The sequence below is a fragment of the Sphingomonas sp. TDK1 genome (genome assembly GCF_001650735.1).
GTDB lineage: Bacteria > Pseudomonadota > Alphaproteobacteria > Sphingomonadales > Sphingomonadaceae > Sphingomonas.
Map to the genome: position 1 here is coordinate 104,912 of NZ_LXVY01000003.1, position 22,137 is coordinate 127,048.

Annotated in this window: 22 protein-coding genes; 13 read left to right on the top strand and 9 right to left on the bottom strand. The window is 67.5% G+C overall.

Annotated elements, in window-relative coordinates:
* The first annotated feature begins 3 nt into the window (after positions 1–3).
* A complete protein-coding gene (locus A7X12_RS02585) occupies positions 4–876 on the top strand; it encodes an aldo/keto reductase (RefSeq protein WP_064310092.1) in 873 nt (290 codons plus the stop codon).
* A gap of 42 nt (positions 877–918) precedes the next feature.
* Here A7X12_RS02585 and A7X12_RS02590 read toward each other — a convergent pair whose 3' ends face one another.
* The gene (locus A7X12_RS02590; protein WP_232318289.1) at positions 919–1,260 is read right to left on the bottom strand and encodes a carboxymuconolactone decarboxylase family protein; all 342 of its coding nucleotides are present in this window, start codon (positions 1,258–1,260) and stop codon (positions 919–921) included.
* Positions 1,261–1,365: 105 nt separating this feature from the next.
* Complete coding sequence (locus A7X12_RS02595) at positions 1,366–2,379, bottom strand: zinc-binding alcohol dehydrogenase family protein (RefSeq protein WP_064310093.1); 1,014 nt, start codon at positions 2,377–2,379, stop codon at positions 1,366–1,368.
* Positions 2,380–2,592: 213 nt separating this feature from the next.
* Between A7X12_RS02595 and A7X12_RS02600 the strand changes: the two genes are divergently transcribed.
* Positions 2,593–4,563: a PAS domain-containing sensor histidine kinase gene (locus A7X12_RS02600; RefSeq protein ID WP_064310094.1), complete on the top strand. Its 1,971-nt coding sequence runs from the start codon at positions 2,593–2,595 to the stop codon at positions 4,561–4,563.
* On the opposite strand, the gene A7X12_RS02605 is transcribed toward A7X12_RS02600, so the two are convergent.
* From A7X12_RS02605 to A7X12_RS02620, 4 genes are all read right to left on the bottom strand, one after another.
* A complete protein-coding gene (locus A7X12_RS02605) occupies positions 4,550–5,194 on the bottom strand; it encodes a response regulator transcription factor (protein ID WP_064310095.1) in 645 nt (214 codons plus the stop codon). The genes A7X12_RS02600 and A7X12_RS02605 overlap by 14 nt on opposite strands.
* 122 nt (positions 5,195–5,316) lie before the next feature.
* Entirely contained in the window at positions 5,317–6,651 is a 1,335-nt protein-coding gene (locus A7X12_RS02610) for a c-type cytochrome (RefSeq protein WP_064310096.1), read from the bottom strand.
* Position 6,652: 1 nt separating this feature from the next.
* Positions 6,653–8,797 (bottom strand): xanthine dehydrogenase family protein molybdopterin-binding subunit, encoded by a 2,145-nt coding sequence (locus A7X12_RS02615; protein WP_064310097.1) that lies wholly within the window; start codon positions 8,795–8,797, stop codon positions 6,653–6,655.
* Entirely contained in the window at positions 8,794–9,255 is a 462-nt protein-coding gene (locus A7X12_RS02620) for a (2Fe-2S)-binding protein (protein WP_064310098.1), read from the bottom strand. Before A7X12_RS02620 ends, A7X12_RS02615 begins: the two co-directional genes overlap by 4 nt.
* A gap of 189 nt (positions 9,256–9,444) precedes the next feature.
* On the opposite strand from A7X12_RS02620, the gene A7X12_RS02625 reads away from it, so the two are divergent.
* Both A7X12_RS02625 and gstA read left to right on the top strand, forming a co-directional pair.
* Positions 9,445–9,855 (top strand): hypothetical protein, encoded by a 411-nt coding sequence (locus A7X12_RS02625; protein ID WP_157105482.1) that lies wholly within the window; start codon positions 9,445–9,447, stop codon positions 9,853–9,855.
* On the top strand, positions 9,852–10,475 hold the full coding sequence (gstA, locus tag A7X12_RS02630) for a glutathione transferase GstA (protein ID WP_064310100.1): 624 nt from the start codon (positions 9,852–9,854) through the stop codon (positions 10,473–10,475). The genes A7X12_RS02625 and gstA overlap by 4 nt, the downstream gene beginning before the upstream one ends.
* Here the strand turns inward: gstA and A7X12_RS02635 are convergent.
* Together A7X12_RS02635 and A7X12_RS02640 are read right to left on the bottom strand one after the other, a co-directional pair.
* Positions 10,459–10,710: a hypothetical protein gene (locus tag A7X12_RS02635; RefSeq protein WP_064310101.1), complete on the bottom strand. Its 252-nt coding sequence runs from the start codon at positions 10,708–10,710 to the stop codon at positions 10,459–10,461. The genes gstA and A7X12_RS02635 overlap by 17 nt on opposite strands.
* A 220-nt stretch (positions 10,711–10,930) precedes the next feature.
* Positions 10,931–11,875: a GlxA family transcriptional regulator gene (locus A7X12_RS02640; RefSeq protein ID WP_064310102.1), complete on the bottom strand. Its 945-nt coding sequence runs from the start codon at positions 11,873–11,875 to the stop codon at positions 10,931–10,933.
* Between the two features lie 107 nt (positions 11,876–11,982).
* Here A7X12_RS02640 and A7X12_RS02645 point away from each other — a divergent pair, with 107 nt between their 5' ends.
* From A7X12_RS02645 to A7X12_RS02680, 8 genes are all read left to right on the top strand, one after another.
* On the top strand, positions 11,983–12,786 hold the full coding sequence (locus A7X12_RS02645; protein WP_064310103.1) for an SDR family NAD(P)-dependent oxidoreductase: 804 nt from the start codon (positions 11,983–11,985) through the stop codon (positions 12,784–12,786).
* 42 nt (positions 12,787–12,828) lie between these two features.
* Entirely contained in the window at positions 12,829–13,593 is a 765-nt protein-coding gene (locus tag A7X12_RS02650) for an SDR family oxidoreductase (protein WP_064310104.1), read from the top strand.
* Between the two features lie 75 nt (positions 13,594–13,668).
* Entirely contained in the window at positions 13,669–14,838 is a 1,170-nt protein-coding gene (locus tag A7X12_RS02655) for a M48 family metalloprotease (protein WP_064310105.1), read from the top strand.
* Positions 14,839–14,875: 37 nt separating this feature from the next.
* Positions 14,876–15,502 carry a reactive chlorine resistance membrane protein RclC gene (rclC, locus tag A7X12_RS02660; RefSeq protein WP_064310106.1) on the top strand — a complete coding sequence of 209 codons (627 nt, stop codon included), beginning with the start codon at positions 14,876–14,878 and terminating at the stop codon, positions 15,500–15,502.
* Positions 15,503–15,531: 29 nt separating this feature from the next.
* The gene (locus A7X12_RS02665) at positions 15,532–16,401 is read left to right on the top strand and encodes an SDR family oxidoreductase (protein ID WP_064310107.1); all 870 of its coding nucleotides are present in this window, start codon (positions 15,532–15,534) and stop codon (positions 16,399–16,401) included.
* A gap of 231 nt (positions 16,402–16,632) precedes the next feature.
* Complete coding sequence (locus A7X12_RS02670) at positions 16,633–16,977, top strand: response regulator (RefSeq protein ID WP_232318291.1); 345 nt, start codon at positions 16,633–16,635, stop codon at positions 16,975–16,977.
* Between the two features lie 81 nt (positions 16,978–17,058).
* Entirely contained in the window at positions 17,059–17,595 is a 537-nt protein-coding gene (locus A7X12_RS02675) for a DUF302 domain-containing protein (RefSeq protein ID WP_064310109.1), read from the top strand.
* A 19-nt stretch (positions 17,596–17,614) separates the two neighbouring features.
* Positions 17,615–19,282 carry an ATP-binding protein gene (locus A7X12_RS02680; RefSeq protein ID WP_064310110.1) on the top strand — a complete coding sequence of 556 codons (1,668 nt, stop codon included), beginning with the start codon at positions 17,615–17,617 and terminating at the stop codon, positions 19,280–19,282.
* 38 nt (positions 19,283–19,320) lie between these two features.
* On the opposite strand, the gene A7X12_RS02685 is transcribed toward A7X12_RS02680, so the two are convergent.
* Positions 19,321–20,256: an MBL fold metallo-hydrolase gene (locus tag A7X12_RS02685; RefSeq protein ID WP_198161837.1), complete on the bottom strand. Its 936-nt coding sequence runs from the start codon at positions 20,254–20,256 to the stop codon at positions 19,321–19,323.
* 319 nt (positions 20,257–20,575) lie between these two features.
* Between A7X12_RS02685 and A7X12_RS02690 the strand changes: the two genes are divergently transcribed.
* The gene (locus tag A7X12_RS02690) at positions 20,576–22,039 is read left to right on the top strand and encodes a catalase (RefSeq protein WP_064310112.1); all 1,464 of its coding nucleotides are present in this window, start codon (positions 20,576–20,578) and stop codon (positions 22,037–22,039) included.
* The last annotated feature ends 98 nt before the right edge of the window (positions 22,040–22,137 follow it).

Sequence of the window (22,137 nt, forward strand, 5' to 3'; positions counted from 1 at the left end):
GCAATGACCGAGACCCGTACGCCGGATGCACGCACGTCCGGCACCTTCGCGATCGGCGGCGACATGGAGGTCGTCCGCCTCGGCTATGGCGCGATGCGCATCGCCGGGCCGGGCGTGTGGGGTCCGCCGCGCGACCGCGAGGCGGTGCTGGCCACGTTGCGTCGTCTGCCCGAACTCGGCGTGACGTTCATCGATACGGCCGATTCCTACGGTCCGGACATATCCGAGCCGCTGATCCGCGAGGCGCTGCATCCCTATGACGGGTTGTTCGTCGCGACCAAGGCTGGGCTCAGGCGGCCGGGCCCGGACCAGTGGGCGCCGCATGGGGATCCCGAATATCTGGTGTCGCAGGCGCATCGCAGCCGCGAGTTGCTGGGGGTCGAGACGATCGACCTCTGGCAGCTGCATCGCATTGACCCCAAGGTGCCGGCGCGCGAACAGTTCGATGCGATCGCGCGGCTGCTGGCGGAGGGGGTCATCCGTCATGCGGGCCTTAGTCAGGTCACGGTGGCGGAGATCCAGGCAGCGCGCGCGGTTTTCCCGGTGGCGACGGTGCAGAACCGCTACAATCTGGGCGACCGCAGCAGCGAGGACGTGCTCGACTATTGCGCGCGGGAAGGAATCGGTTTCATCCCGTGGTATCCGCTGTCGGCGGGGCGTCTGACCGAGAAGGGCTCGGTGCTCGATCGCATCGCGCACGCGCATCAGGCGACGCCGGGGCAGATCGCACTGGCCTGGCTGCTGCAGCGCAGTCCGGTGATCCTGCCGATTCCGGGGACCGGTCGGGTCCATCACCTGGAGGAGAATGTCGCCGCTGCCGGGATCCGGCTGAGCGACGAAGCCTTTGCCGAGCTGGATGCCGCCGGCCGGGCATGAGTGGCTGAGCCCCCTTCCTGCCGGGAGGGGGCTCAGGGGCCATCACTCGTGGTCCGAATAGGCATCCATCGCGCGGGTGGAATAGACCAGCGCCGCGCCGGCATTCAGGCTGATCGCCACGCCAAGCGCTTCCGCCAGTTCCTCGGGCGTCGCGCCGGCCTTGCGCGCAGCGTCGGTGTGGACGGTGATGCAGCCGTCGCAGCGCAGGCTCACCGCACAGGCCACCGCGATCAGCTCGCGGGTCTTCTGGTCGAGATGGCCCGTCTTCGCGCCCGCGCCGCCCAGCGTGGCATAGCCGCGCACCGTGTCGGGCGTAAGCTTGCCCAGGCCGCCAACGCCGGCCAGCACTTGCTCGCGATAACCGTTCCAATCCAACATATGCATGATTTCTCTCCGAATTCCTGCCCGTTGCGGGCAGGTAACGGTGTAGCAGCTGGATAGGACGGAGAAGCCTAGACAGGGGTATTGCAGGGGCGCGGCGTGCCTGCCTCAAAAGCCCTCGAGCACCGTCTTGCCGATGGCGCGTCCGCTTTCCAGCAGCCTGTGTGCCTGGACAAGATTGGCCGCGTTGATGCCCGCCATTCGCTCTTGCAACGTTGTCCGTAGAACGCCGGCATCGACGAGCTGGGCCACTTCGTTCAGCAGCCGATGCTGCTCGATCATGTCCGGCGTGCGGAACATCGAGCGGGTGAACATGAATTCCTGCGATACGGTGATCGACTTGCGCTTCAGCGGCATGATGTCGAAGCTCTTCGGATCGTCGATCAGCGCGATCCGGCCCATCGGCGCGACGATCTTGGGGAAGAGCGGCAGATACTGGTCCGATCCCGTAAGGCTGGCGACATAGCCCACCTCCGCATGGCCGATCCGCGCCAGTTCCTCGTCGAGCGGCTTGCGATGGTCGATCACATGATGCGCGCCCATCTGCTCCACCCAGGCGATCGTCTCGCGCCGGGAGGCGGTGGCGATCACGGTCAGCCCGGTGAGCCGCCGCGCCATCTGGATCAGGATCGAGCCGACACCGCCAGCGCCGTTGATCACCAGCAGGCTTCCCTGCGCCTGCTTGCGGCCGTGCGCGACGCCGAGACGGTCGAACAGCAGCTCCCAGGCGGTGATCGCCGTCAGCGGCAGCGCCGCGGCTTCGGCCCAGTCCAGGCTGGTCGGCTTGTGGCCGACGATGCGCGCGTCGACGGCGTGCAGCTCCGCGTTGGTGCCGGGCCGGGTGATGTCGCCGGCGTAGAACACCGCGTCGCCGACCTTGAACAGGGTCACGGCCTCGCCAACCGCTTCCACGATGCCGGCGGCATCCCAGCCGAGGATCTTCGGCGCGCCGTCGGGCGCCGGGCTGGCGCTGCGGATCTTCATGTCGACCGGGTTGACCGACACGGCCTTCACCCGCACCAGCAGGTCATGCGCGCCAGGCGTGGGGTCGGCCACGTCGAGATCGAGCAGCGCGTCCTCGCGATCGATGCTGCCGGGCTGGTGATAACCGATGGCTTTCATGCGCAGTCTCCTGGGGTCTGTCTCTTGCGGGATGCCAACGCTCTTCAGCCGTGCCGGTCGCACCGGCGCTGCTCAAGGGCGCGGACAAGCCGATGCACCAGGGCTAGCGCGTGCCGCATGGCCGGCGCACCCTACCGGAGTATAGGGTTGGTCTTGCTGGCAAGGGCGGGAAGTTCCCCTATGACGAGGGCATAGCCGGCGAGCAGGAGCTGTATGACTGTAAGAGGGGCCAGACCGGCCGCGCTGATCGCCGCCTTCGTTCTGGCCGCCCTGGTCTTCTGGATCGATTCGATCGCGGAAATCGATGCCGCGGTGGCGGTGCTGTATCTCCTGGTTCCGCTCCTCGTCGCACGCGTCGGCTCCGAAGCGGAGATCGGCGTTGCCGCGGCGGGATGCATCTGTCTGGCGGCATTTTCCTGGGTGCTCGTCCATGGTGGCGCGCCCGACCCGGCCAATCTGTTGCGGCTCGCCTTCGCCGGCATCGCGATCGGCGTCACGGGTGCCCTGCTGATCAACCAGAAGCGGCTAGGGGTGGCCCGCGCCGATCTGGAAGCGGCGCGGCGCGAGCTGGAGCATTTTACCGATGCGGTGCCGCAGATCCTGTGGCGGGCCACGCCGGAAATGCGGATCGACTTCTTCAACCGCGCCTATGGCGAGATCACCGGCCGGTCGATTCCCGAAGCCATTGCCTCGCAGGATTGGCTGCCGGATCTGCACCCGGACGACGCCGAAGGCTTTCTTGCCCATGCCCGTGCCACCTTCGACGCCGGGGAAGACATCCGGTTCACCTATCGGCTGCGCCACGCCAACGGCGACTATCGCTGGCTGCTGATCTCCGCGCGGCCCAAGCGGGACGCGGACGGGAACATCCTGGCCTATTACGGCAGCAATACCGATATTCACGACCAGGTTCTGATGCAGGAGCGGGTGCGCGAACTCAACGCGACGCTCGAGAAGCTCGTGGCCGACCGCACCGCCGCACTGACCAAGGAGCAGGTTCGCAATTCCGGCCTGTTCGAGCTGAGCAGCATCAGCTTCGCCGAAATGGATTTCAGCGCGACCTATCCGATCCTGGACGCGCTGCGCGCCGCGGGCGTGGAGAATCTGCGCGCCTATTTCGCACTGCATCCCGCGCGCCTCGCGGAGTGCCTTGCGCTGATCCGCACCACGCGCGTGAACACCGCGCTCGCCCGGATGATGGGCTATGCCGATCTCGCCGAACTGACCGCCAAGCCGCCCGGCGAGAATGCCGAGGACGGGCCCGAGATCCAGCTGCAGCAGCTTGAGATGATTTACGCCGGCGAGGCGACGCTGAACGGCCACACCACGCTGATCGGCAAGGATGGACGCCGCATCCCGGTCTATTTCTCGGTGACGACCCTCGGTGACGGGTTGCATCTGTCGAGCCTGGTCGATCTCAGCGAGCGCGATCGTATCGAGGAGCTCCGCCGCGGTGCGCAAGCGGAACTGGCCCGCGCCAATCGCGTCGCGACGCTTGGCGCCTATTCTGCCTCGATCGCGCATGAATTGAATCAGCCGGTCGCCTCGCTGCTGATGGACGCGCGCACCGGACTGCGCACGCTACAGGGCGATACGCCCAATCCAGACCTCGCCACGCGCGTGCTCGAACGGATCAACCAGGCGGCGCAGCGGATCGCCGGCATCATCGGGCGCGCGCGCGAGACGATCGTGGCGGGCGATCGCCCGCACGAACCCGTCGACCTGTGCGCGCTGGCCTGGGAACTGCACGAGCTGCTGGAGCGGCAATTGCGCGCCACCGGGGCGACGCTGGAGATCGATTGCGCCCCCGCCACCCCGCAGGTGCTCGGCGATCGGGTCAATCTGCAGCAGGTGCTGGTCAATCTGGTGAGCAACGCAGCCGATGCCCTGCGGGAAACCAGCGGCGCGCGCCGGATCGTGGTGACCGTTCGCGCCGTGGAAGAGAGCGTCGAGGTGCGGGTGGAGGATTCCGGCCCCGGCATCGCCGAGGCCCACCTCGACAAGCTGTTCCAGCCCTTCTTCACCACCAAGGCGGGCGGTATCGGCATGGGGCTGCAGATCTGCCGCTCGATCATCGACGGGATGGGCGGACGACTGGACGCAGGCAACCGCCCGGAAGGCGGCGCCTGGTTCCGCTTCCTGCTGCCGGCGGCAGAGGAAGCGGTTGAACTCAGCGCAGGTTGAGCGCGCGAACCTTCTGGATCATGTCCGCCACGGTGGTCGCCTTCAGCTTCCGGAAGGCGCTGCTGCGGTGCATCTTCACCGTGATCTCGGCGATGCCGAGTTCATAGGCGATCTGCTTGTTCAGCAGGCCACGGTCGACGGCTTTCAGCACGTCCAGCTCGCGCGGCGTCAGGCGTTCGGCGAGCTTGCGCAGCTCGGCCGTGCCGGCGTCCGCCGCCCGCTGCTCGGCATCCTGGCGCAGCGCCTCGCCAACGGCGTCCAGCAGTTCCTGGTCGCGGAAAGGCTTGGGCAGGAAGTTGGTGGCGCCCAGCTTCATCGCCCGGACCGACATCGGCACATCGGCGTGGCCGGTGATGAAGATGATCGGGATGCGCAGGCCCTGGTCGTTCATGCGCCGCTGAAGATCCAGCCCGCTTTCCTCCGGCATGCGCACGTCGAGCACGAGGCAGCTCGGCACGTCGCGACGCGGCGCATCCAGAAAGGCGCGGGTGGAGGCGAACGCCTCGGCGTGAAGCCCGACCGATCCGAACAGATCGACGAGCGAGTCCCGTACCATCGCGTCGTCATCCACGACGAAGATCTGGCTTTCGGCCAGTACGGGTTCGGCGCGTTCTTCTCGCAATGCCAGCATTCCCATTCTCCTGCTGGAGCGAACCGGAGCGGCGCTGTGCAGCAACGGTGCGTAACATACCCCGTCGCCCGCCATCCGTAAAATCCCCGATTCCCATACGGCAGTATGGGGTCGGTACGGGATCACTCCGCCCGCAGCTTGCCCACTTCCTTCGGTGCGATCTTGGACGGCATCGTGCCAAAGCGTGCGGTCACGTAATTGGCGACGGCGGCGATCTCGGTGTCGCTATAGCTGTGCGCGAAGCCGGGCATATAGGGCCGGCCGGCGGTCTGCGGGCCGGTGCCCTGCAGCACCATCAGCGCCACGTTCGCCGCGGTGGGATCGCTGACCGCCTTCTTGGCGGTGAGCTGGGCATCGGCGGTGAGCGAGCCCTTGCCGCTCCACGCATGGCAGCTGACGCAAGCCTGCTCGAACACCCGCTTGCCGATCGGATTGTCGGTCGGGCCCTGTGCGTGCGAGGCGGCGGCAAAGGCCGCGGGCGCCCCCAGGCGTGCGCTGTGGATCGGCGGGATGGTCTGCAGATAGGTGGCGATGGCGGCGATGTCGCCCTTGGTCAGCTTCGAGAAGCTGAGGTCGACCGCCTCGCGCATCGGGCCCGAGGCGACGCTGCGGCCATTCGCGTGGCCGGTGGCGAGATAGGATTCGATCTCCGGCTTGCTCCACGCGCCGATGCCGGTCGTGCGATCGCTGGTGATGTTGTAGGCATTCCAGCCCTCGGCGACGCCGCCGGCAAACTTCTGGCGCGTGTTCATCGCCTGCGCCAGGGTGCGCGGGGTGTGGCACTCGCCGCAATGGGCCGGGCCTTCCACCAGATACGCGCCGCGATTCCATTCCGGGCTGCGCTCGGCGATCGCCTCGAAGCGCTTGTCCTTGTTGAAGAAATAGCCCCAGAAGCCCATCAGCCAGCGCTGATTGTAGGGAAAGTGGAACGTGTTGGGCAGGTTGGCCTGTCGCACCGGCCGGAGCGAGAAGAGATAGGCCTTGATCGCCAGCACGTCCGCATCCGGCATCAGCGAGTAGGAGGCATAAGGGAAGGCCGGGTAGAGCCGCGTGCCGTCCGCCGAAATGCCCCGGTGCACGGCGCGGAGGAACTGCGCGTCGGTCCAGTTGCCGATGCCGGTTTCCTTGTCGGGCGTGATGTTGGGCGTGTAGAGCGTGCCGAAGGGCAGCTTGAACGGCCGGCCGCCCGCGAACGGCGTGCCGCCCTTGGTGGTGTGGCAGGCGCGGCAATCGGCCGCGTCGGTCAGGTAGCGGCCCTTCTCGATCAGGCTGGCATTGGCCAGCTCGGCCGGCACGCCGACGGGCGAGGGGCCCTTATAGTCTGCCAGCGCGACCTTGGTGCCGCCCGCGAAATCGAGCGGGCCGGGAAGGAACAGCATGCGGCCGGCGATGCCGCCGCCGCCGATCACCACGGCAGCGCCCACGAGCAGGGCGATGGTGCGGGTGCGGATCGCCATGTCAGGCCTTTCGTGCGATGAGAGTGGGGTCGATCGGCATGCGGGTCAGCTGCACGCCCGTCGCGGCATAGACCGCGTTGGCCACCGCCGGCTGCACGCTCACCGTGCCCGGCTCGCCGATGCCGCCCGGCGCCTCGGCGCTGGGGACCAGATGCACCTCGATCTGCGGCATTTCGTCGATGCGCAGCACGCGGTAGTCGTGGAAGTTGCTCTGCTGCACGCGCCCCTTTTCCAGCGTGATCTGCTGGTGGAGCACGGCGGACAGGCCGAACACATGGCCGCCCTGGATCTGCGAGATCACCCCGTCCGGATTGACGGTGATGCCGCAGTCCACCACGGTCACTACGCGCTGCACCCGCACGGTGCCGTCATCGGCCACCGCAACCTCGGCCACCGTCGCGAGATAGCTGCCGAACGCATATTGCAGGCAGAGGCCGCGCCCCGAGCGCGCCGGCAGCGGCGTGCCCCAGCCGGCCTTCTCGGCAGCAAGATCGAGCACATGGCGTGCCCGGCCCTTGGGATCGGTGAGGCTGCGGCGATAATCGAGCGGATCCTTGCCCGCCTTGTTCGCGAGCAGATCGACGAAGCTCTCGGTGGAGAAGACGTTGTTGTTCGGCCCCACGCCGCGCCAGAAGCAGGTCTGGACGCCCACCGGCTCGTGGCGGACATAATGGACCGCCGGGTTGGGCAGCACATAGGGCGTTTCCGCCGCGCCGTCGATGGCGTCGATGTCGATGCCGCCGACAAAGGCGGGGGGCAGGAACCGCGCGATCTCCGCCGGGCCGACCACCTTGTGCGACCAGGCGACCGGCTTGCCCTGGTCGAGCTTGGCGCTGAGCCAGCTGCCATAGACCGAGCGATACGGCGCCTTCTGGATGTCCTCCTCGCGGGTCCAGACGACCTTGACCGGGCCGTCGACCTTCTGGGCGACGCGCACGGCCTTCTCGACCATGTCGACTTCGAGCCGGCGACCGAAGCCGCCCCCGATCAGATGGTTGTTGAGCGTCACCGCCTCGGGCGGGATGCCCAGCACCTGCGCGGCGATGCCTTGCGCCTTGGTGCTGACCTGGGTGCCGACCCACAGCTCGCACGCGCCGGGCTTCACGTGCACCGTGCAGTTCATCGGCTCCATCGGCGCATGGGCGAGCAGCGGGATCTCGTAATGCGCGGAAATCACGTCCGCGGCGTTCGCGTCGACCGCATTGCCCTTGGTCACCGGCACGCCCTGCTGGGCGGCGGCGGCCTGCAGGCCCTGCCATAGCGTCTCGGTGGAAACCGCGGCGTTGGCGCCGTCCTGCCAGGTGATGGCGAGGGCATCGAGGCCCTGCTTTGCCGCCCACATATGGTCGCCGACCACCGCGACGATGTCGTCCAGCACGACGATCTGGCGTACGCCCGGGAGCGCCTTCGCCTGGCTATCGTCGACATGCGCGACCTTGCCGCCCAGCACCGGGCTGGCGCAGAGCGTGGCGAACGTCACGCCTTCGGGCATCACGTCGATGCCGTATTTCAGGCTGCCGTCCACCTTGTGCGCGGTATCCAGCCGGTGGTGCGGCTTGCCGATCAGGCGGAAATTCTTGGGGTCCTTCAGCACCGGCTCGGCCGGCGGCTTGAGCCGGGCGGCGGCAGCGGCGACTGCGCCATAGCCGATCGCGCGGCCGCTGGCGGCGTGGTGGACCTGGCCATTCTCGGTGGTGCAGCTGGCCGGGTCGACGCTCCAGCGGGCAGCGGCTGCCTGCACCAGCATCGCGCGGGCGGCGGCGCCGGCCTTGCGCATCGGCAGGAAATAGCCGCGTACCGACGTGGAACCGCCGGTTACCTGGATCTTGAAGATGGGGTTGCCGTACAGCGCGTCGCTGGGCGGCGCCTCGGCCAGCGTCACCGTCGCGAGATCGACGTCCAGCTCCTCCGCGATCAGCATGGCGAGCGTGGTGTAGATGCCCTGGCCCATCTCGACCTGCGGCATGATCATCGTCGTCGCGCCATCGGCGCCGATGCGGATGAAGGCATCGGGCGCGAACGCTGCGCCGTGCGCCGAATCCCCGGCAACGGCAATCCGGTTGCCCGCGATGCCCACCGCGAGGACGAAGCCGCCCGCGGCCATGCCGCGCAGCAGCTGGCGGCGGGTAGGTGCCGCGGCGTTCATGCGTGATGCTCCGCCGCGGCCTTCTTGATGCCCTCGCGGATGCGGACATAGGTGCCGCAACGGCAGATATTGCCCGCCATCGCCGCGTCGATATCGGCATCGCTGGGGGCAGGGGTGCTGGCGATCAGCGCCGCCGCGGACATGATCTGGCCCGACTGGCAATAGCCGCACTGGATCACGTCCAGGTCCAGCCATGCCTTCTGCACGGCAGCCCCGGCCGGCGTGGCGCCGACGCCTTCCACCGTGGTGATCTTGCGCGCGCCGACCAGGCCGACCGGCAACTGGCACGAACGCACCGGCTGGCCGTCCAGATGGACGGTGCAGGCGCCGCACTGGGCGATGCCGCAGCCGAACTTCGTGCCGGTCATGCCCAGCACGTCGCGCAGGACCCAAAGGAGCGGCACATCCGCCGTCACGTCGGCGCGATGCGCCTCGCCGTTGATCGATAGCTCGAGCATGCGCCCCTCGAAAAAAATGCTGGTTTGATACGGGGCCGAACCTACCGGCGCGGGCTGCAATGCGCAGCCATACGGGCGTATGCCCCCGGTTCGCCGACCGTACGATTTCCCCGGCGAGGGAAGCCGCCGATGGTGCGGCGTCCACACCCACACCCACACCCGCAGCCGCAGCCGGAGGAGGCGCCGATCATGCACAGCCAGCAGCTTCGCTTCGACGGCGACGTCGGTCCGGCAGTCCAGGTCGTCGGACTGGTGCCGGAATGGACGGCGCCGCAGGGCGGATCGCGCAGCGGATTCACCCCGCTGGAATGGCTCGCCATTGCCATCGGCCAGCAGGAGGGGATGGAGGCGCGCGGCGGCCTGTTCCGCCTCGGCGCCTTGCTGCGCGGACTGTTCGGTGGCCCCCGCGTGCGGCGCATGGCCGTCGACCGTCTGGAAGTCCTGAGCCGTATTGCCGCGCGCGCCCAGATCGGCGGCGGTCAGCCGTCGGACGAGGACGTCATCCTGTTTCGTCGCGCGGGCTATTCCGAAAGCCAGCTGTTGCTGCTGCTGGCCAGTCTCAATCAGGCGCGGCTGCGCCATCAAGAGGAGATACCGTGAAGCTCTACACCCATCCCGGCGCGAGTTCGCTGTCGGTCCATATCCTGCTGCGCGAGACCGGCCTGCCGTTCGAGCTGGAGGTGGTGAACGTCAGCGCCAAGACCCGCGCCGACGGCAGCGACTATCGCGGCGTCGCGCCGCGCGGCATGGTGCCGCTGCTCGAACTGGACGACGGCACCAGCCTCACCGAGAATATGGTGATCGCGCAGTATATCTGCGACCGCGCCGGCCGGCACGACCTGATGCCCGAGGCCGGCAGCATGGCGCGCTACCGGGTGATGGAGTGGCAGAGCTTCGTCGCCGCCGAGCTGCACAAGGGCTATATCCCGCTGCGCTGGGCGCTTTCGCCGGAAGCGATGGCCTTCGCGCGGGATCGCCTGTTCAAGCGGCTGGCCATTGCCGATGCCGCGCTGGATGGGCGGCGCTATCTGACCGGCGAGACCTTCACCGCCGCCGACGCCTATCTGTTCGTGATCGCCGGCTGGGCCTATTATTTCGAGTTCGAGGTGGCCGGACTGCCCCGGATCGAACGCTTCCTCGCCGAGGTCAACCAGCGCCCCGCCGTGCAGGCGGCGATGGCAGCCGAAGGCAAGGGCCTGGTGGTCATTCCGTCTCCCTGACGTGCCCGTCGCCGCTGCGGGCGAGGAGCGCGAGGAAGATGGCGAGCACCAATCCGCTGACGATCGCGCTCACCACCGCATCCTTGAACAGCGGATAGAGGAGCCAGGCGAGCAACGCGGCCACGCAGCCCAGCACCGCGATCCGTGCCACCAGCGCCCAGCGCTGCCGCCGCTCGCGCTGCTGGCGCAGGGTGCGGGCGGCACGCTGCCGCGCGGCGATGACGGTTCGTCGCATCCAAGGTCTCCGTGCCGGGCGCATGCCCGAAGATGGGGGAGCCATGGGTGTGCCGCCGCGGGGCGGGTCCGAACAACTATCCGCCGGTATGCCGGACCCTGCGCGCGGGATGGTGGTGCCGGGGTGGGGGGCGTCGATACCGGCGTATGAATCGGCAAGCGGCAGGCGCGGCCGGTAGATCCGGGCCATGGACGGCACCCGCATGCCCGGCCGCCGGCGTTCAGGCGGCGATCGACATGGTCGGCCGCGCCGCGCGCCGTATCACCTGCGGCGGCTGGCCGAAGGCGCGCAGGAAGGCGCGGCGCATCCGGTCGCGATCGCCGAACCCGGTCTGTTGCGCGACCACGTCGATCGAGTGGTTGGAATCCTCCATCATCGCGCGCGCCGCCTCCAGCCGCAGATGCTCCACCGCCTTGGCGGGCGACTGGCCGGTTTCGGCCTGGAACGCCCGGCTGAACTGGCGCGGGCTGAGATGCGCGACGTCCGCCAGATCCTCGACGCTCAGCCGCTGGGCGAGGTTGCGCTTGGCGTAGGCGAGCGCGGTCTGGATGCGATCGGACTTGGGTTCCAGTTCCAGCAGCGCGGAGAATTGCGACTGGCCCCCCGTGCGGCGGTGGTACATCACCAGCTTGCGGGCGACGCCGCGGGCCGCCTCGATGCCGATATCCTCCTCGATCAGCGCGATCGCGAGATCGATGCCCGCCGTCATCCCCGCCGAGGTCCAGACATGGCCGTCGGCGATGAAGATGCGGTCTTCCTCCACCTTGATGGCCGGAAACCGCTCCTGCAGTTCGCGGGCACGCGCCCAGTGGGTCGTCGCGCGGCGACCGTCGAGCAGGCCGGCCTCCGCCAGCAGGAACGCGCCGGTGCAGGTCGCCGCCACCCGGCGCGCCCGTTCCGCGACGCGGCGGACGAACGCGATCGTCTCGGCGCTCGATTCCTCCATGCCGCCGCCGATCAGCAGCAGGTCGTAATCCTCGGCTTCGAGCGCCTTGGTCATCACCGGAAAGCCCAGCGAGGTCCGCACCGGACCGCCGCGCTCGGACAGCATGTGCACCGCGTAGACGGGCGCGCCCGCCTGGAGATTGGCAATCTCGAACGCCGTCGCGACCGCGAAGCCCATCGGCGAGAAGCCCGGGTGAATCAGAAAACCGACCTTGCGCATAACCGTCATCCCATGTCCGAATTTGCCGTGTTTATGACATTTCGGACGAAGAACGACAAGCCTAGAACAGCGCCATGGCCAACGCGGCCTTTCAAGGGAGATTGAACATGAACGCGAATTCCAAGGGCACCGCCGTCATCACCGGCGCATCGAGCGGCATCGGCGCGATCTATGCCGACCGGCTGGCGCGGCGCGGCTATGACCTGATCCTGGTCGCCCGCAATCAGGAGCGGCTGCAGGAGGTCGCCCGCACGATCACCGACGAAACCGGCCGCTCGGTCAACGTCGTCGCCGCCGATCTGGGCGCCCCGCAGGACCTGCGCCGCGTCGAGGCAATCCTGCGCGACAATGCCAGCATCACCCTGCTGGTGAACAATGCCGGTTTCGGCTCGGTCACGCCCCTGCTCGGCAGCGACATCGACAAGATGGAAGCGATGATCGACCTCAACGTCACCGCGCTGACCCGGCTCACCTATGCCGCGGTGCCCGGCTTCGTGGCACGCGGCGCGGGGGCGGTGATCAACATCTCCTCGATCGTCGCGATCGGCCCGGAAATCCTCAACGGCGTCTATGGCGGCAGCAAGGCCTATGTCCTCGCCTTCTCGCAGAGCCTGCACCACGAGCTGGCCGACAAGGGCGTGCGCGTCCAGGCGGTGCTGCCCGGCGGCACGGCGACCGAGTTCTGGGACATCGCCGGCTATGGCGCCTACGCCGAGAGCCCCAAGGTGATGGCCGCGACCGACATGGTCGATGCAGCCCTTGCCGGCTTCGACCTGGGCGAACTCGTCACCATTCCGCCGCTCCAGCAGGACGGCCGCTGGGAAGCGCATGACGCCGAGCGTCGCGCCATCGCTGCCGATCTCGCCCATGCCCAGCCGGCCCCGCGCTACCGCGCCGCCGCGCTCGCCTGACCCGAATTTTCAGCTTCAAATCCAGATAGAAGGACCAATCCCATGCAGATGCAGGGCAATACCATCTTCATCACCGGTTCCACCTCCGGCATCGGCCGTGCGCTGGCCGAGGCGTTCCACAAGCTGGGCAACAAGGTGATCGTCTCGGGCCGCCGCCAGGCACTGATCGACGAGATCGTCGCCGCCAATCCGGGCATGGCGGGCATCGCGCTTGACATCACCGATCCGGCCAGCATCCAGGCCGCCGCAAAGCAGCTGTTGGCCGAGCATCCGGACGTCAACGTGCTGATCAACAATGCCGGCATCATGCCGTTCGACGATCCCGGCGCGCCGATCGCGGACGAACTGGTCGACCGGATCTACACCACCAACTTCCTCGGCCCGATCCGCATGACCTCGGCGCTGATCGAGCATCTGAAGACCAAGCCGTATGCCGCGATCCTCAACAACACCTCGGTGCTCGCCTATGTGCCGATCGCGACCAACGGCGTCTATTCGGCACTGAAGGCGGCGCTGCATGCCTACACCCTGTCGCAGCGCTTCCAGCTGCGGGACACCAAGGTGCAGGTGCAGGAAATCGCGCCGCCCTGGGTCGATACCGACCTGATCCACAAGAGCGGCGACCCGCGCGCCATGCCGCTCGACGTCTTCATCGCGGAGACGATGTCGAAGCTGGGCGGGGACGCGCCGGAAGTGTTCGTCGACGCGATCCAGATGCTGCGCGACAACCCCGGTTCGGGCGAGCACGCCTTTTTCGATGCCTTCAACCAGTCGCTGGTCGAAAATCCGATCCCGGTCGGCGTCTGATCCTTTCGCGGCGGGGCGGCAGTGCACGGCTGCCCCGCCGCTTTTCCGTCTCTCCCCCGGCAGGCGATCGCTTTCATGAATCCCGCAACCGCAACCGATCAGTATCTTGCCACGATCCCGGCCGCCCGCGCGGCGCTGGCCACCGCCTATACGCAAGGCGGTCATTGGCTGGTGCTCTGGGGGTGGCTGTTTTCGATTCTCGTGCCGATCGTGATCCTGCGGACGGGCCTGATGCGGCGCATCGCCGTTACGGCCGCGGGACCGAAGGACCGCAAGAACCGCGCCGTCTTCGCGGTGGCGGCCACCTTCTTCCTGCTCCACTGGGCGCTGCTGTTGCCGTGGAGCGCCTATGCCGATTGGTGGCGGGAGCGCAGCTACGGCATCACCAGCATCGCCGGCGGGGCATGGTTCGCCCAGTCGCTGATCGGCGCGATCTTCTCCGCCATTTCGGGCGGGCTGTTCCTGGTGCTGCTCTACCTGCTGATCCGGCGGACCGGGCGGCGCTGGTGGCTCTGGGGCGCCGGCATTTCGGCCGTCGCGCTGTTCGCCGCGATCGTGGTGCAGCCGGTGGTGCTGGGGCCGGTGTTCCAGAAATTCACGCCGCTTCCGGAAGGGCCGGTGCGCGAGACGGTGGTGGCGATTGCGAAGGAGACCGGCACCCCGGCCGCGCAGATCGTGGTCGCGCATGGCGGCGACGGCCCCGGATACACCGCGCGCGTGGATGGTCTGGGCGGCTTCGCGCGGATCGTGCTGGGCGAGGGCCTGGTCGCGAACCCGGTCGACACTGCCGCGCTGCGCGCCGTCGTCGGGCATGAGATCGGCCACTACAAGCATCAGCACCTGCTGTGGCTGACGCTGTTCACGGCGCTTCTGGTGACCGTCGCCTTGCTGGTGATCGACCGGCTGTTCGCCCCCGTCGCGCGGCTGCTGGGGGCAGGAGACCGCACCCTGGCGGATCCTGCCGGGCTTCCGGTGCTGGTGGTGATCTTCTCGACCTTCGTCTTCCTGTCGACACCGCTGCTCAACACCGCGCTCCGCACCGTCGAGCTGGATGCGGATCGCTACGGCCTCGATCATGCGCAGGCGCCGGACGGGGCGGCCCGCGCGCTGCTCAAGACCATTGACTATCGCGCGCCCTCGCCGGGGCGGCTCGAGGAAATCCTGTTCTACGAACATCCGAGCATTCGTCACCGGCTGGAGAACGCGATGGCCTGGAAGGCCGCGCATCCGGCCGTCCGCCGCTGATTTCGCTGCATTTTTCTCCGTACTGAGGAGCTACGTCATGAATTTCGATCAGATCCTGCGTCTTGCCGCGAGCGGCAACTCCACCCGCATCGGTATCGCCAGCATGAAGATCGCCATCGCGATCATCTTCCTGTGGATCGGCGCGCTGAAGTTCGTGCCCTATGAAGCCGACAGCATCACGCCGTTCGTGGCGAACAGCCCGGTGATGTCCTTTTTCTACAAGGATCCGGCGGCCTATAAGCCGCACTTCACCCATGAGGGCGAGCTGAACGTCGCCAAGCGCGAATGGCAGGTGCAGAACCACACCTACAGCTTTTCGCGCGTGCTCGGCACGGTGGAACTGATTATCGGCTTCCTCACGCTGGCCGGGCTGGTTTCGGCGCGGGTGGGGCTGGTGGGGGCGGTCCTCGCCTTCTGTACGCCGTTCGTCACCCTGTCGTTCCTGGTGACGACACCCGAGGCCTGGGTACCCGCGCTTGGCGATGCGCAGCATGGCTTCCCCTATCTCTCCGGCGCGGGCCGCCTGGTGCTGAAGGATGTCGCGCTGCTCGCTGGCGCCTGGCTGGTGATCGCCGACACCGCGCGCGTGCTGCTCGCCCGCAAGGCGACGACGCGCGCCAGCGTCGCACCGGAAGGCTATTGGGGTGCTCCGCGCGCGCGTTGAAGAACAGCGGGAAAGTTTAGGACGTTCATATGCCGAAGCATTGGCTGGTTACCGGCAGCACCAAGGGGCTGGGCCGCGCGATCGTGGAGCATGCGCTGGCGCAGGGGGACAAGGTCCTCGCCACCGGGCGGGACCCGAAGGCGCTCGAATTGCTGGAGGCGCGCTATCCGCGGACGCTGCGGACCTTCCGCCTGGACGTCACGGACGCCGCACAGGCGGCAGCGGCGGTGGACGCGGCGATCGCAGCGTTCGGCCGGCTCGATGTGCTGGTGAACAATGCCGGGTACGCCCGGATTGCGCCGTTCGAACAAACCGATCCGGCAAGCTTCCGGGACCAGATCGAGACCAATCTGTTCGGCGTGGTCAATCTCACCCGTGCCGTGCTGCCGATCATGCGCGCGCAGCGGGAAGGCACGATCATCAACATCTCGTCGGTAGGCGGCCGGGTCGGCGCACCCGGGCTCGGGGCGTACCAGTCGGCCAAATGGGCGGTCAGCGGCTTCACCGAGGCTGTGGCGCAGGAACTCGCACCGTTCGGCGTGCGGATGATCGCGGTGGAGCCGGGCGGCATGCGCACCGAATGGGGCCGAACCGCGCACAGCCAGCCGCTCGACCTGCTTCCGGAGTACCAGTCCACCGTCGGCGCGATGCTGGACATGATGGAGCGTTTTGTGGGCAATGAGGTCGGTGATCCCGCGAAGATCGCCCAGGTCGTCTTCGACCTTAGCCGCACGCCGGCGCTCCCTGCGCACCTCCTGCTCGGCAGCGACGCGCTGCACGTGTTCGAGCGTGCCGACGCCGCCAGGCAGCAGGCCGCAGCGGCGTGGCGGGACGTCAGCCGCTCCACGGATTTCGATGCCGTGGATGCCGCCCATCTCTCCGGCTCGCAATTCGAGTGATGCCGGCCCTCGGCGCCGGGCGGGAGTCCGGCGCTCGGTTGCCATATCCTATACGTCGGTATGTAAGCCTCTCCACGCCCTCGCTAAGTACAGTGCACGCGCACATGTTGATCGTAATACCTTCTGAGATTCGCAGATAACAATGTGCAGGTTGACTTGGACAGGCCGTGACTGGTCGGATCGCGGGGGCATATGACCGAGCCGGCAATGCACGGGCGCGCGGGAGCCCCAGTGGCGATCGTCGATGACGATCCGGACATCCGCATGGCACTGCAGTCGTTGCTTGCGTGTGAGAATCTCGCGCCGGAGGCATTCGATTCCGCGGAGGCGTTGCTCGCCGAACCGGAGATCGAGCGCTTCGCCGCGATCATCAGCGACCTTCAGATGCCGGGCATCAACGGGCTTAGTCTCGCGCGGGAGATCCGGCGGCGATATGCCGTACCGATTCTCCTGATTACCGCCTTCCCGGCCAAGGGTCTGGAGGAGCAGGCCCGTGCCGCGGGCATCTCAGCGGTGCTGCGCAAACCTTTCGATCCGATGGAACTTATCGATCGGCTGGTCGCACTGATCGGCTGAGCCCCTACCCAAGTAGAGATACCTCCGAACCGCCTGTTGGCGGACAATGCCGGCCATCCCCATCAAGCAGGAGGCCGACCGATGCTGGACGAACCGCAACAGACCGCAACCGTAGCGGATGCACCCGGCTTCGTCGTCGAACCCTTCGACGGCGAGAAGCTGCACCGGCTCGTGCCCGCGGGCTTCGATACCGTGGTGGCGCGACTCTCCGACAGTCTCGGTCGCCTGAGCGCGGACGAAGTGAATGTGATCGCCGCGGATGCCGATGGCCATGAGGCGTTTCGTGCGACGGTGCAGGCCCGGCTGGGGTCGAGCGGGTTCATCATCCTGGGCGTTATCGACCATGGCGCCTGGCTGGCGCTGTTCGGCCATCCGGGCCGGCTGGAGCGCTGGTTCGTCGGCAACCCGCTGATTGCCGAAACCATGATCGCGGAAGATCGGGTCGCGGGCCTGTTTGCCCCGGTGGAGCTGCTCCTCGACGAGGTCGGCCCCGAGGCGACGCGCATCACGATCGTGCGTCCCTCCACGCTGATCGGCGGCGGCCGGTCCGCCACGCTGGACCGGATCATCGCCATGCTCGATGCGAAGGTGCTGGCGTTGATCGCCAGCGCCGGCTGATAGGGCCGGGGAGCATCCGATGCTGACGATGGCGCGCAGATTGTTGCGTGGTCCTGCGCGCGACGCCGCCGCGGGGCCCAATCCCGTTTCGACGATGCTCGTGTCCACGCCGACCATCTTCTGGACGGCCGGCCCGGACGGCAAGATCGATTATCTGAGCGAGCAGTTCACCCGGGCGACCGGGATGGACGCGATGGAGGCGGTGCGGGACGATCGCTGGAAGCAGTTGGTGTGCCCGGCCGACCTGCCGTCGCTGGAAGCGCAATGGGTATCCGCGCGAACGACGGCGAGTGAATCACGAAGCTATTTTCGACTGCAGCAGCGCGATGGAAGCTACCGGTGGATGCAGGCAATCGGGCGGCCGGTGCTGTCCCCGAAGGACGGCACCACCCAGCGCTGGGTCGGCGGCCTGTCGGACGTCGATGCCGAATTGCGCGCCCGGCCCACCGCGCAGGACATCGCGCCGGAAGCAGCGGGGGGCGCCTCTTCGCCGGACCAGGAGTATTCGGCGCGTGTCCGGTGGCGGTATCGTTCGCTGTTTCACGATCCGACGATCGGGGTGATCGAATTCGACCTGGCCGGGGTGTCGGCGCGGATCGCCGCTTTGCGCGCTGCCGGCGTCGTATCGCTTCCCCGCTTTCTCGACGCCCATCCGGAAGAGGCCCTTCGGCTCATCGAGGCAGCGCGCCCCGTGGATCTGAATCCGACGATGATCGCGATGCTGGGCCTCCCCCAGGAGGATCCGCTGCGCGGCGCTCCCAGCGGCAATCGGCATAATTGCCTCGTGCCGCGTCGACGCATGGTCGAGGCGATGTTCGCGGGGGAGCGTCGGGTGACCGGCGTCGCCGAACTGATCCGGCTGGACGGGGAGAGGCTGGTCGTCGCCTATGCGATCAACCTGTCCGAAGACAACACCGCCTATTCGACGCTGGTCGACATCACGCCGCAACATGATGCTGCCGAGTTGCGGTTTGCGGCGCAGGAACAGCTGGCGCGGGCGAGCAAGGCGTCGACCGTGGGCGCGATCTCGATTTCGATCGCGCATGAACTGAATCAACCGCTGACCTCGATGCGGATCGAGCTGCGCGCGCTCGAGCGGCTGGCGGCAATGCCGGGCAAGTCGGCGGAGTCGCTGCAACCCGCGCTCGCCCGGGTGACGCGGCAGTGCGAACGCCTGGCGGGAATCATCGAGCGCACGCGCGATCGCGTGCTGGCCAATCAGCCGGAACTGGGCATGGTGTCGCTGTCCGACGTCGTGCGACAGATGCCCGAGCTGCTGCAGCACGAACTTGCGACCCACCAGGTGGCGATGCATCTGAACGTTCCCGACGGGCTGGTGGTTCGAGGCGACGCGCACGACCTGCAGCAATTGTTCGTGAACCTCGCGATGAACGCGATGGAGGCCATGGTGGAGGTGCCGCCCCAGCGGCGCGCGATCTGGCTCGACCTGGTCCGCCTGGACACTTGGGTCCGGGTCCGCGTGTCGGACAGCGGGCCGGGGATCGATCCGGCGATCTGGCCGATGATCTTCGAGCCGTTTTTCACCACCAAGCCCGACGGCCTCGGCATGGGGCTGCGGATCTGCCGTACCATCGTGGAGACGCTGGGCGGTGACTTGCAGGTATGCCGGCGCGAGGGGGGCGGGACGGTCTTCGAATTCTGCGTGCCGCTGCCCATGGCGGCGTAAGCGGCCGCCGCGCCGGGGGGCGCGGCGGCTTCGTCTATTCACACGCCGCGATAGACCAGCGTGGTGAACAGGGCGGGGCTGATGATCATCTGCCCCCATTTTGCATCGAACGCAGCGGTGGGCTGGGCGGCGATCGTCTCTTCCAGCGTCTTGCCCTGCTTCTTCAGCGCGGCGACGTTGGCGCGGATCGTTACCAGCATGTCGCGATATTCGATCAGGCTGGCGCGGTCGCCGAGCGGGCCGTGGCCGGGAACGACGATCGTCTTCTCGCCCGCCATCGCGATGTTGGCGTTGGCTGCCGCGATCATTCCGTCGATGCTGCCGCCCGCGACATAGTCGATGAACGGGTAGAGGCCGTTCCAGTAGGTGTCGCCGGTGAGCAGCACGTCCGCCTTGGTGAAATAGGCCGAGAGATCGCCATCGGTGTGCGACGGCATATAGGCGCGCAGGCGGAGGACGTCGGTGCCGTAGGGCAGGGTCTTTTCCTTGGCGACCAGCAGGGCCGCCCGGCCGCCCGCGGGCAGCGGCGTGAAGGTGTGGCCCCATTCGACGACGCGGATCGTCTCGCCGAGATGCTTGGCGGTGTTCGCCTGGGCGATGATCGTCGCGCCGTCATCATGGACCCAGACATTGCCGTCGGTATGATCCCAGTGCCAGTGCGTGTTCACCGCATATTTGATGCCGGTCGGCTGGATGTCGTGCAGCTTGGCCTCGACCTTCGCCTTGGACAGCGAGATGCCGTCGTCGACCATCAGCAGGCCGTCCGGCCCTGGCATCGCCACCATGTTACCGCCCGAGCCCTGGAGCAGCACCACGCCGCCGCGCAGCGGGGTGGTGGTGATGTCGGACGACGCGGCGGCGGCGTTGATCATCTCGTACGGCGTCTGCTGCGCGGCGGCGAGGCTCGGCGCGCCGAGGCCGGCGAGAAGGGCTGCGGCCGATACCGCGACCCCGAACAATCCTGCGTTTTTCATTGTCATTCCCCTGTTGGAAGGCGATCGCAAAGCCGCCGAATGCGCACCGATCCGCGCCCCGCCGCGCGCACATGGCGGTGGGGCGACGCCTATCGGGATGGTGGTGGCGGCGTGCGGCGGCAGAATAGGCCCGGGCATGGGCAGGCGCCGCTATACCGGTGTATCGCACGGTACGTTCGATGTGCTGCCCTTGCCGCGCCGTACACGGACGGAGGTGCCGGACTGTACGGGCGTATGATCCTCAAGCCGTTCCGCGGACCGCTACGCTAGGGTTCAAGCGGGCTCGATCAGCACCGCCTTTTCGATGAGGATACTCCAGATGCGCGACGACGATCGGCGGATGACGCACGCCACCGGCATGCCCGTGGGCGACAATCTCAATATCATGACGGCCGGCCCGCGCGGCCCCGCGCTGTTGCAGGACGTGTGGCTGCTGGAAAAGCTGGCCCATTTCGACCGCGAGGTGATCCCCGAGCGGCGGATGCACGCCAAGGGCTGGGGCGCCCATGGCACCTTCACCGTGACGCACGACATCAGCCGCTACACCTCGGCCAAGATCTTCTCGGAAGTGGGCAAGCAGACGCCGATGTTCGTGCGTTTCTCCAGCGTCGCCGGCGAGCGCGGCGCGGCCGATGCGGAGCGGGACATCCGCGGCTTCGCGCTGAAATTCTACACCGAGGAAGGCAATTGGGACCTGGTGGGCAACAACACGCCGGTGTTCTTCTTTCGCGATCCGCTGCGGTTTCCGGACCTGAACCACGCCATCAAGCGCGATCCGCGCACCGGCCTGCGCTCGGCGGATAACAACTGGGATTTCTGGACGCTGCTGCCCGAGGCGCTGCACCAGGTGACGATCGTGATGTCCGAGCGCGGCATCCCGAGCAGCTTCCGCCACATGCACGGCTTCGGCAGCCACACCTATTCCATGATAAACGCGGATCGCGAGCGCGTATGGGTGAAGTTCCACTGGCGCACCCAGCAGGGCATCGCCAACCTCACCGACGCCGAGGCGGCGGCGGTGGTCGCCGGCGATCGCGAGAGCCATGGTCGCGACCTGCTGGAGGCGATCGACGGCGGGGATTTCCCCAAATGGACCCTGTTCCTCCAGGTGATGACGGAAGCGCAGGCCAAGGCGCATCGCCACAACCCGTTCGACTTGACCAAGGTCTGGCCGAAGGGCGAGTATCCGCTGATCGAGGTCGGCGAAATCGAGCTCAACCGCTATCCGGAAAATTATCACGCGGAAGTGGAGCAGGCGGCCTTTTCGCCCGCGAACATCGTGCCGGGCATCGGCTATTCGCCGGACAAGATGCTGCAGGCGCGGCTGTTCTCCTATGGCGATGCGCAGCGCTATCGCCTGGGCGTGAACTTCAACCACATTCCGGTCAACGCACCGAAATGCCCGTTCCACAGCTACCACCGCGACGGCGCGATGCGGACGGACGGCAATCTGGGCGGCACGCCCAGCTATTGGCCGAACAGCAAGGGCACTTGGATGGGCAACGATCCCGACCATGCAGCGCCGCCGCTCGCCATCGAAGGTGCGGCCGATCACTGGGATCACCGCGTCGACGAGGATTATTATGAGCAGCCGGGCAACCTGTTCCGGATGATGGATGCGGGCCAGCGCCAGCACCTGTTCGCGAACACCGCGGCCGCGCTGGGCGATGCGCGCGACGAGGTGAAGCTGCGCCACATCGCGAACTGCACCAAGGCCGATCCGGCCTATGGCGCCGGCGTGGCTGCCGCGCTCGGCCTGGAGCTGTCGCTCGCCGCCGAGTGAAACGGGCGAGGGCGTACCGCCGTATGGGGTGCGCCCTTACCCTGTAGAATGGCTGCCATGCGCCTGATTTGCGAGCCTTTCGCCAGGAGATTGGGAGC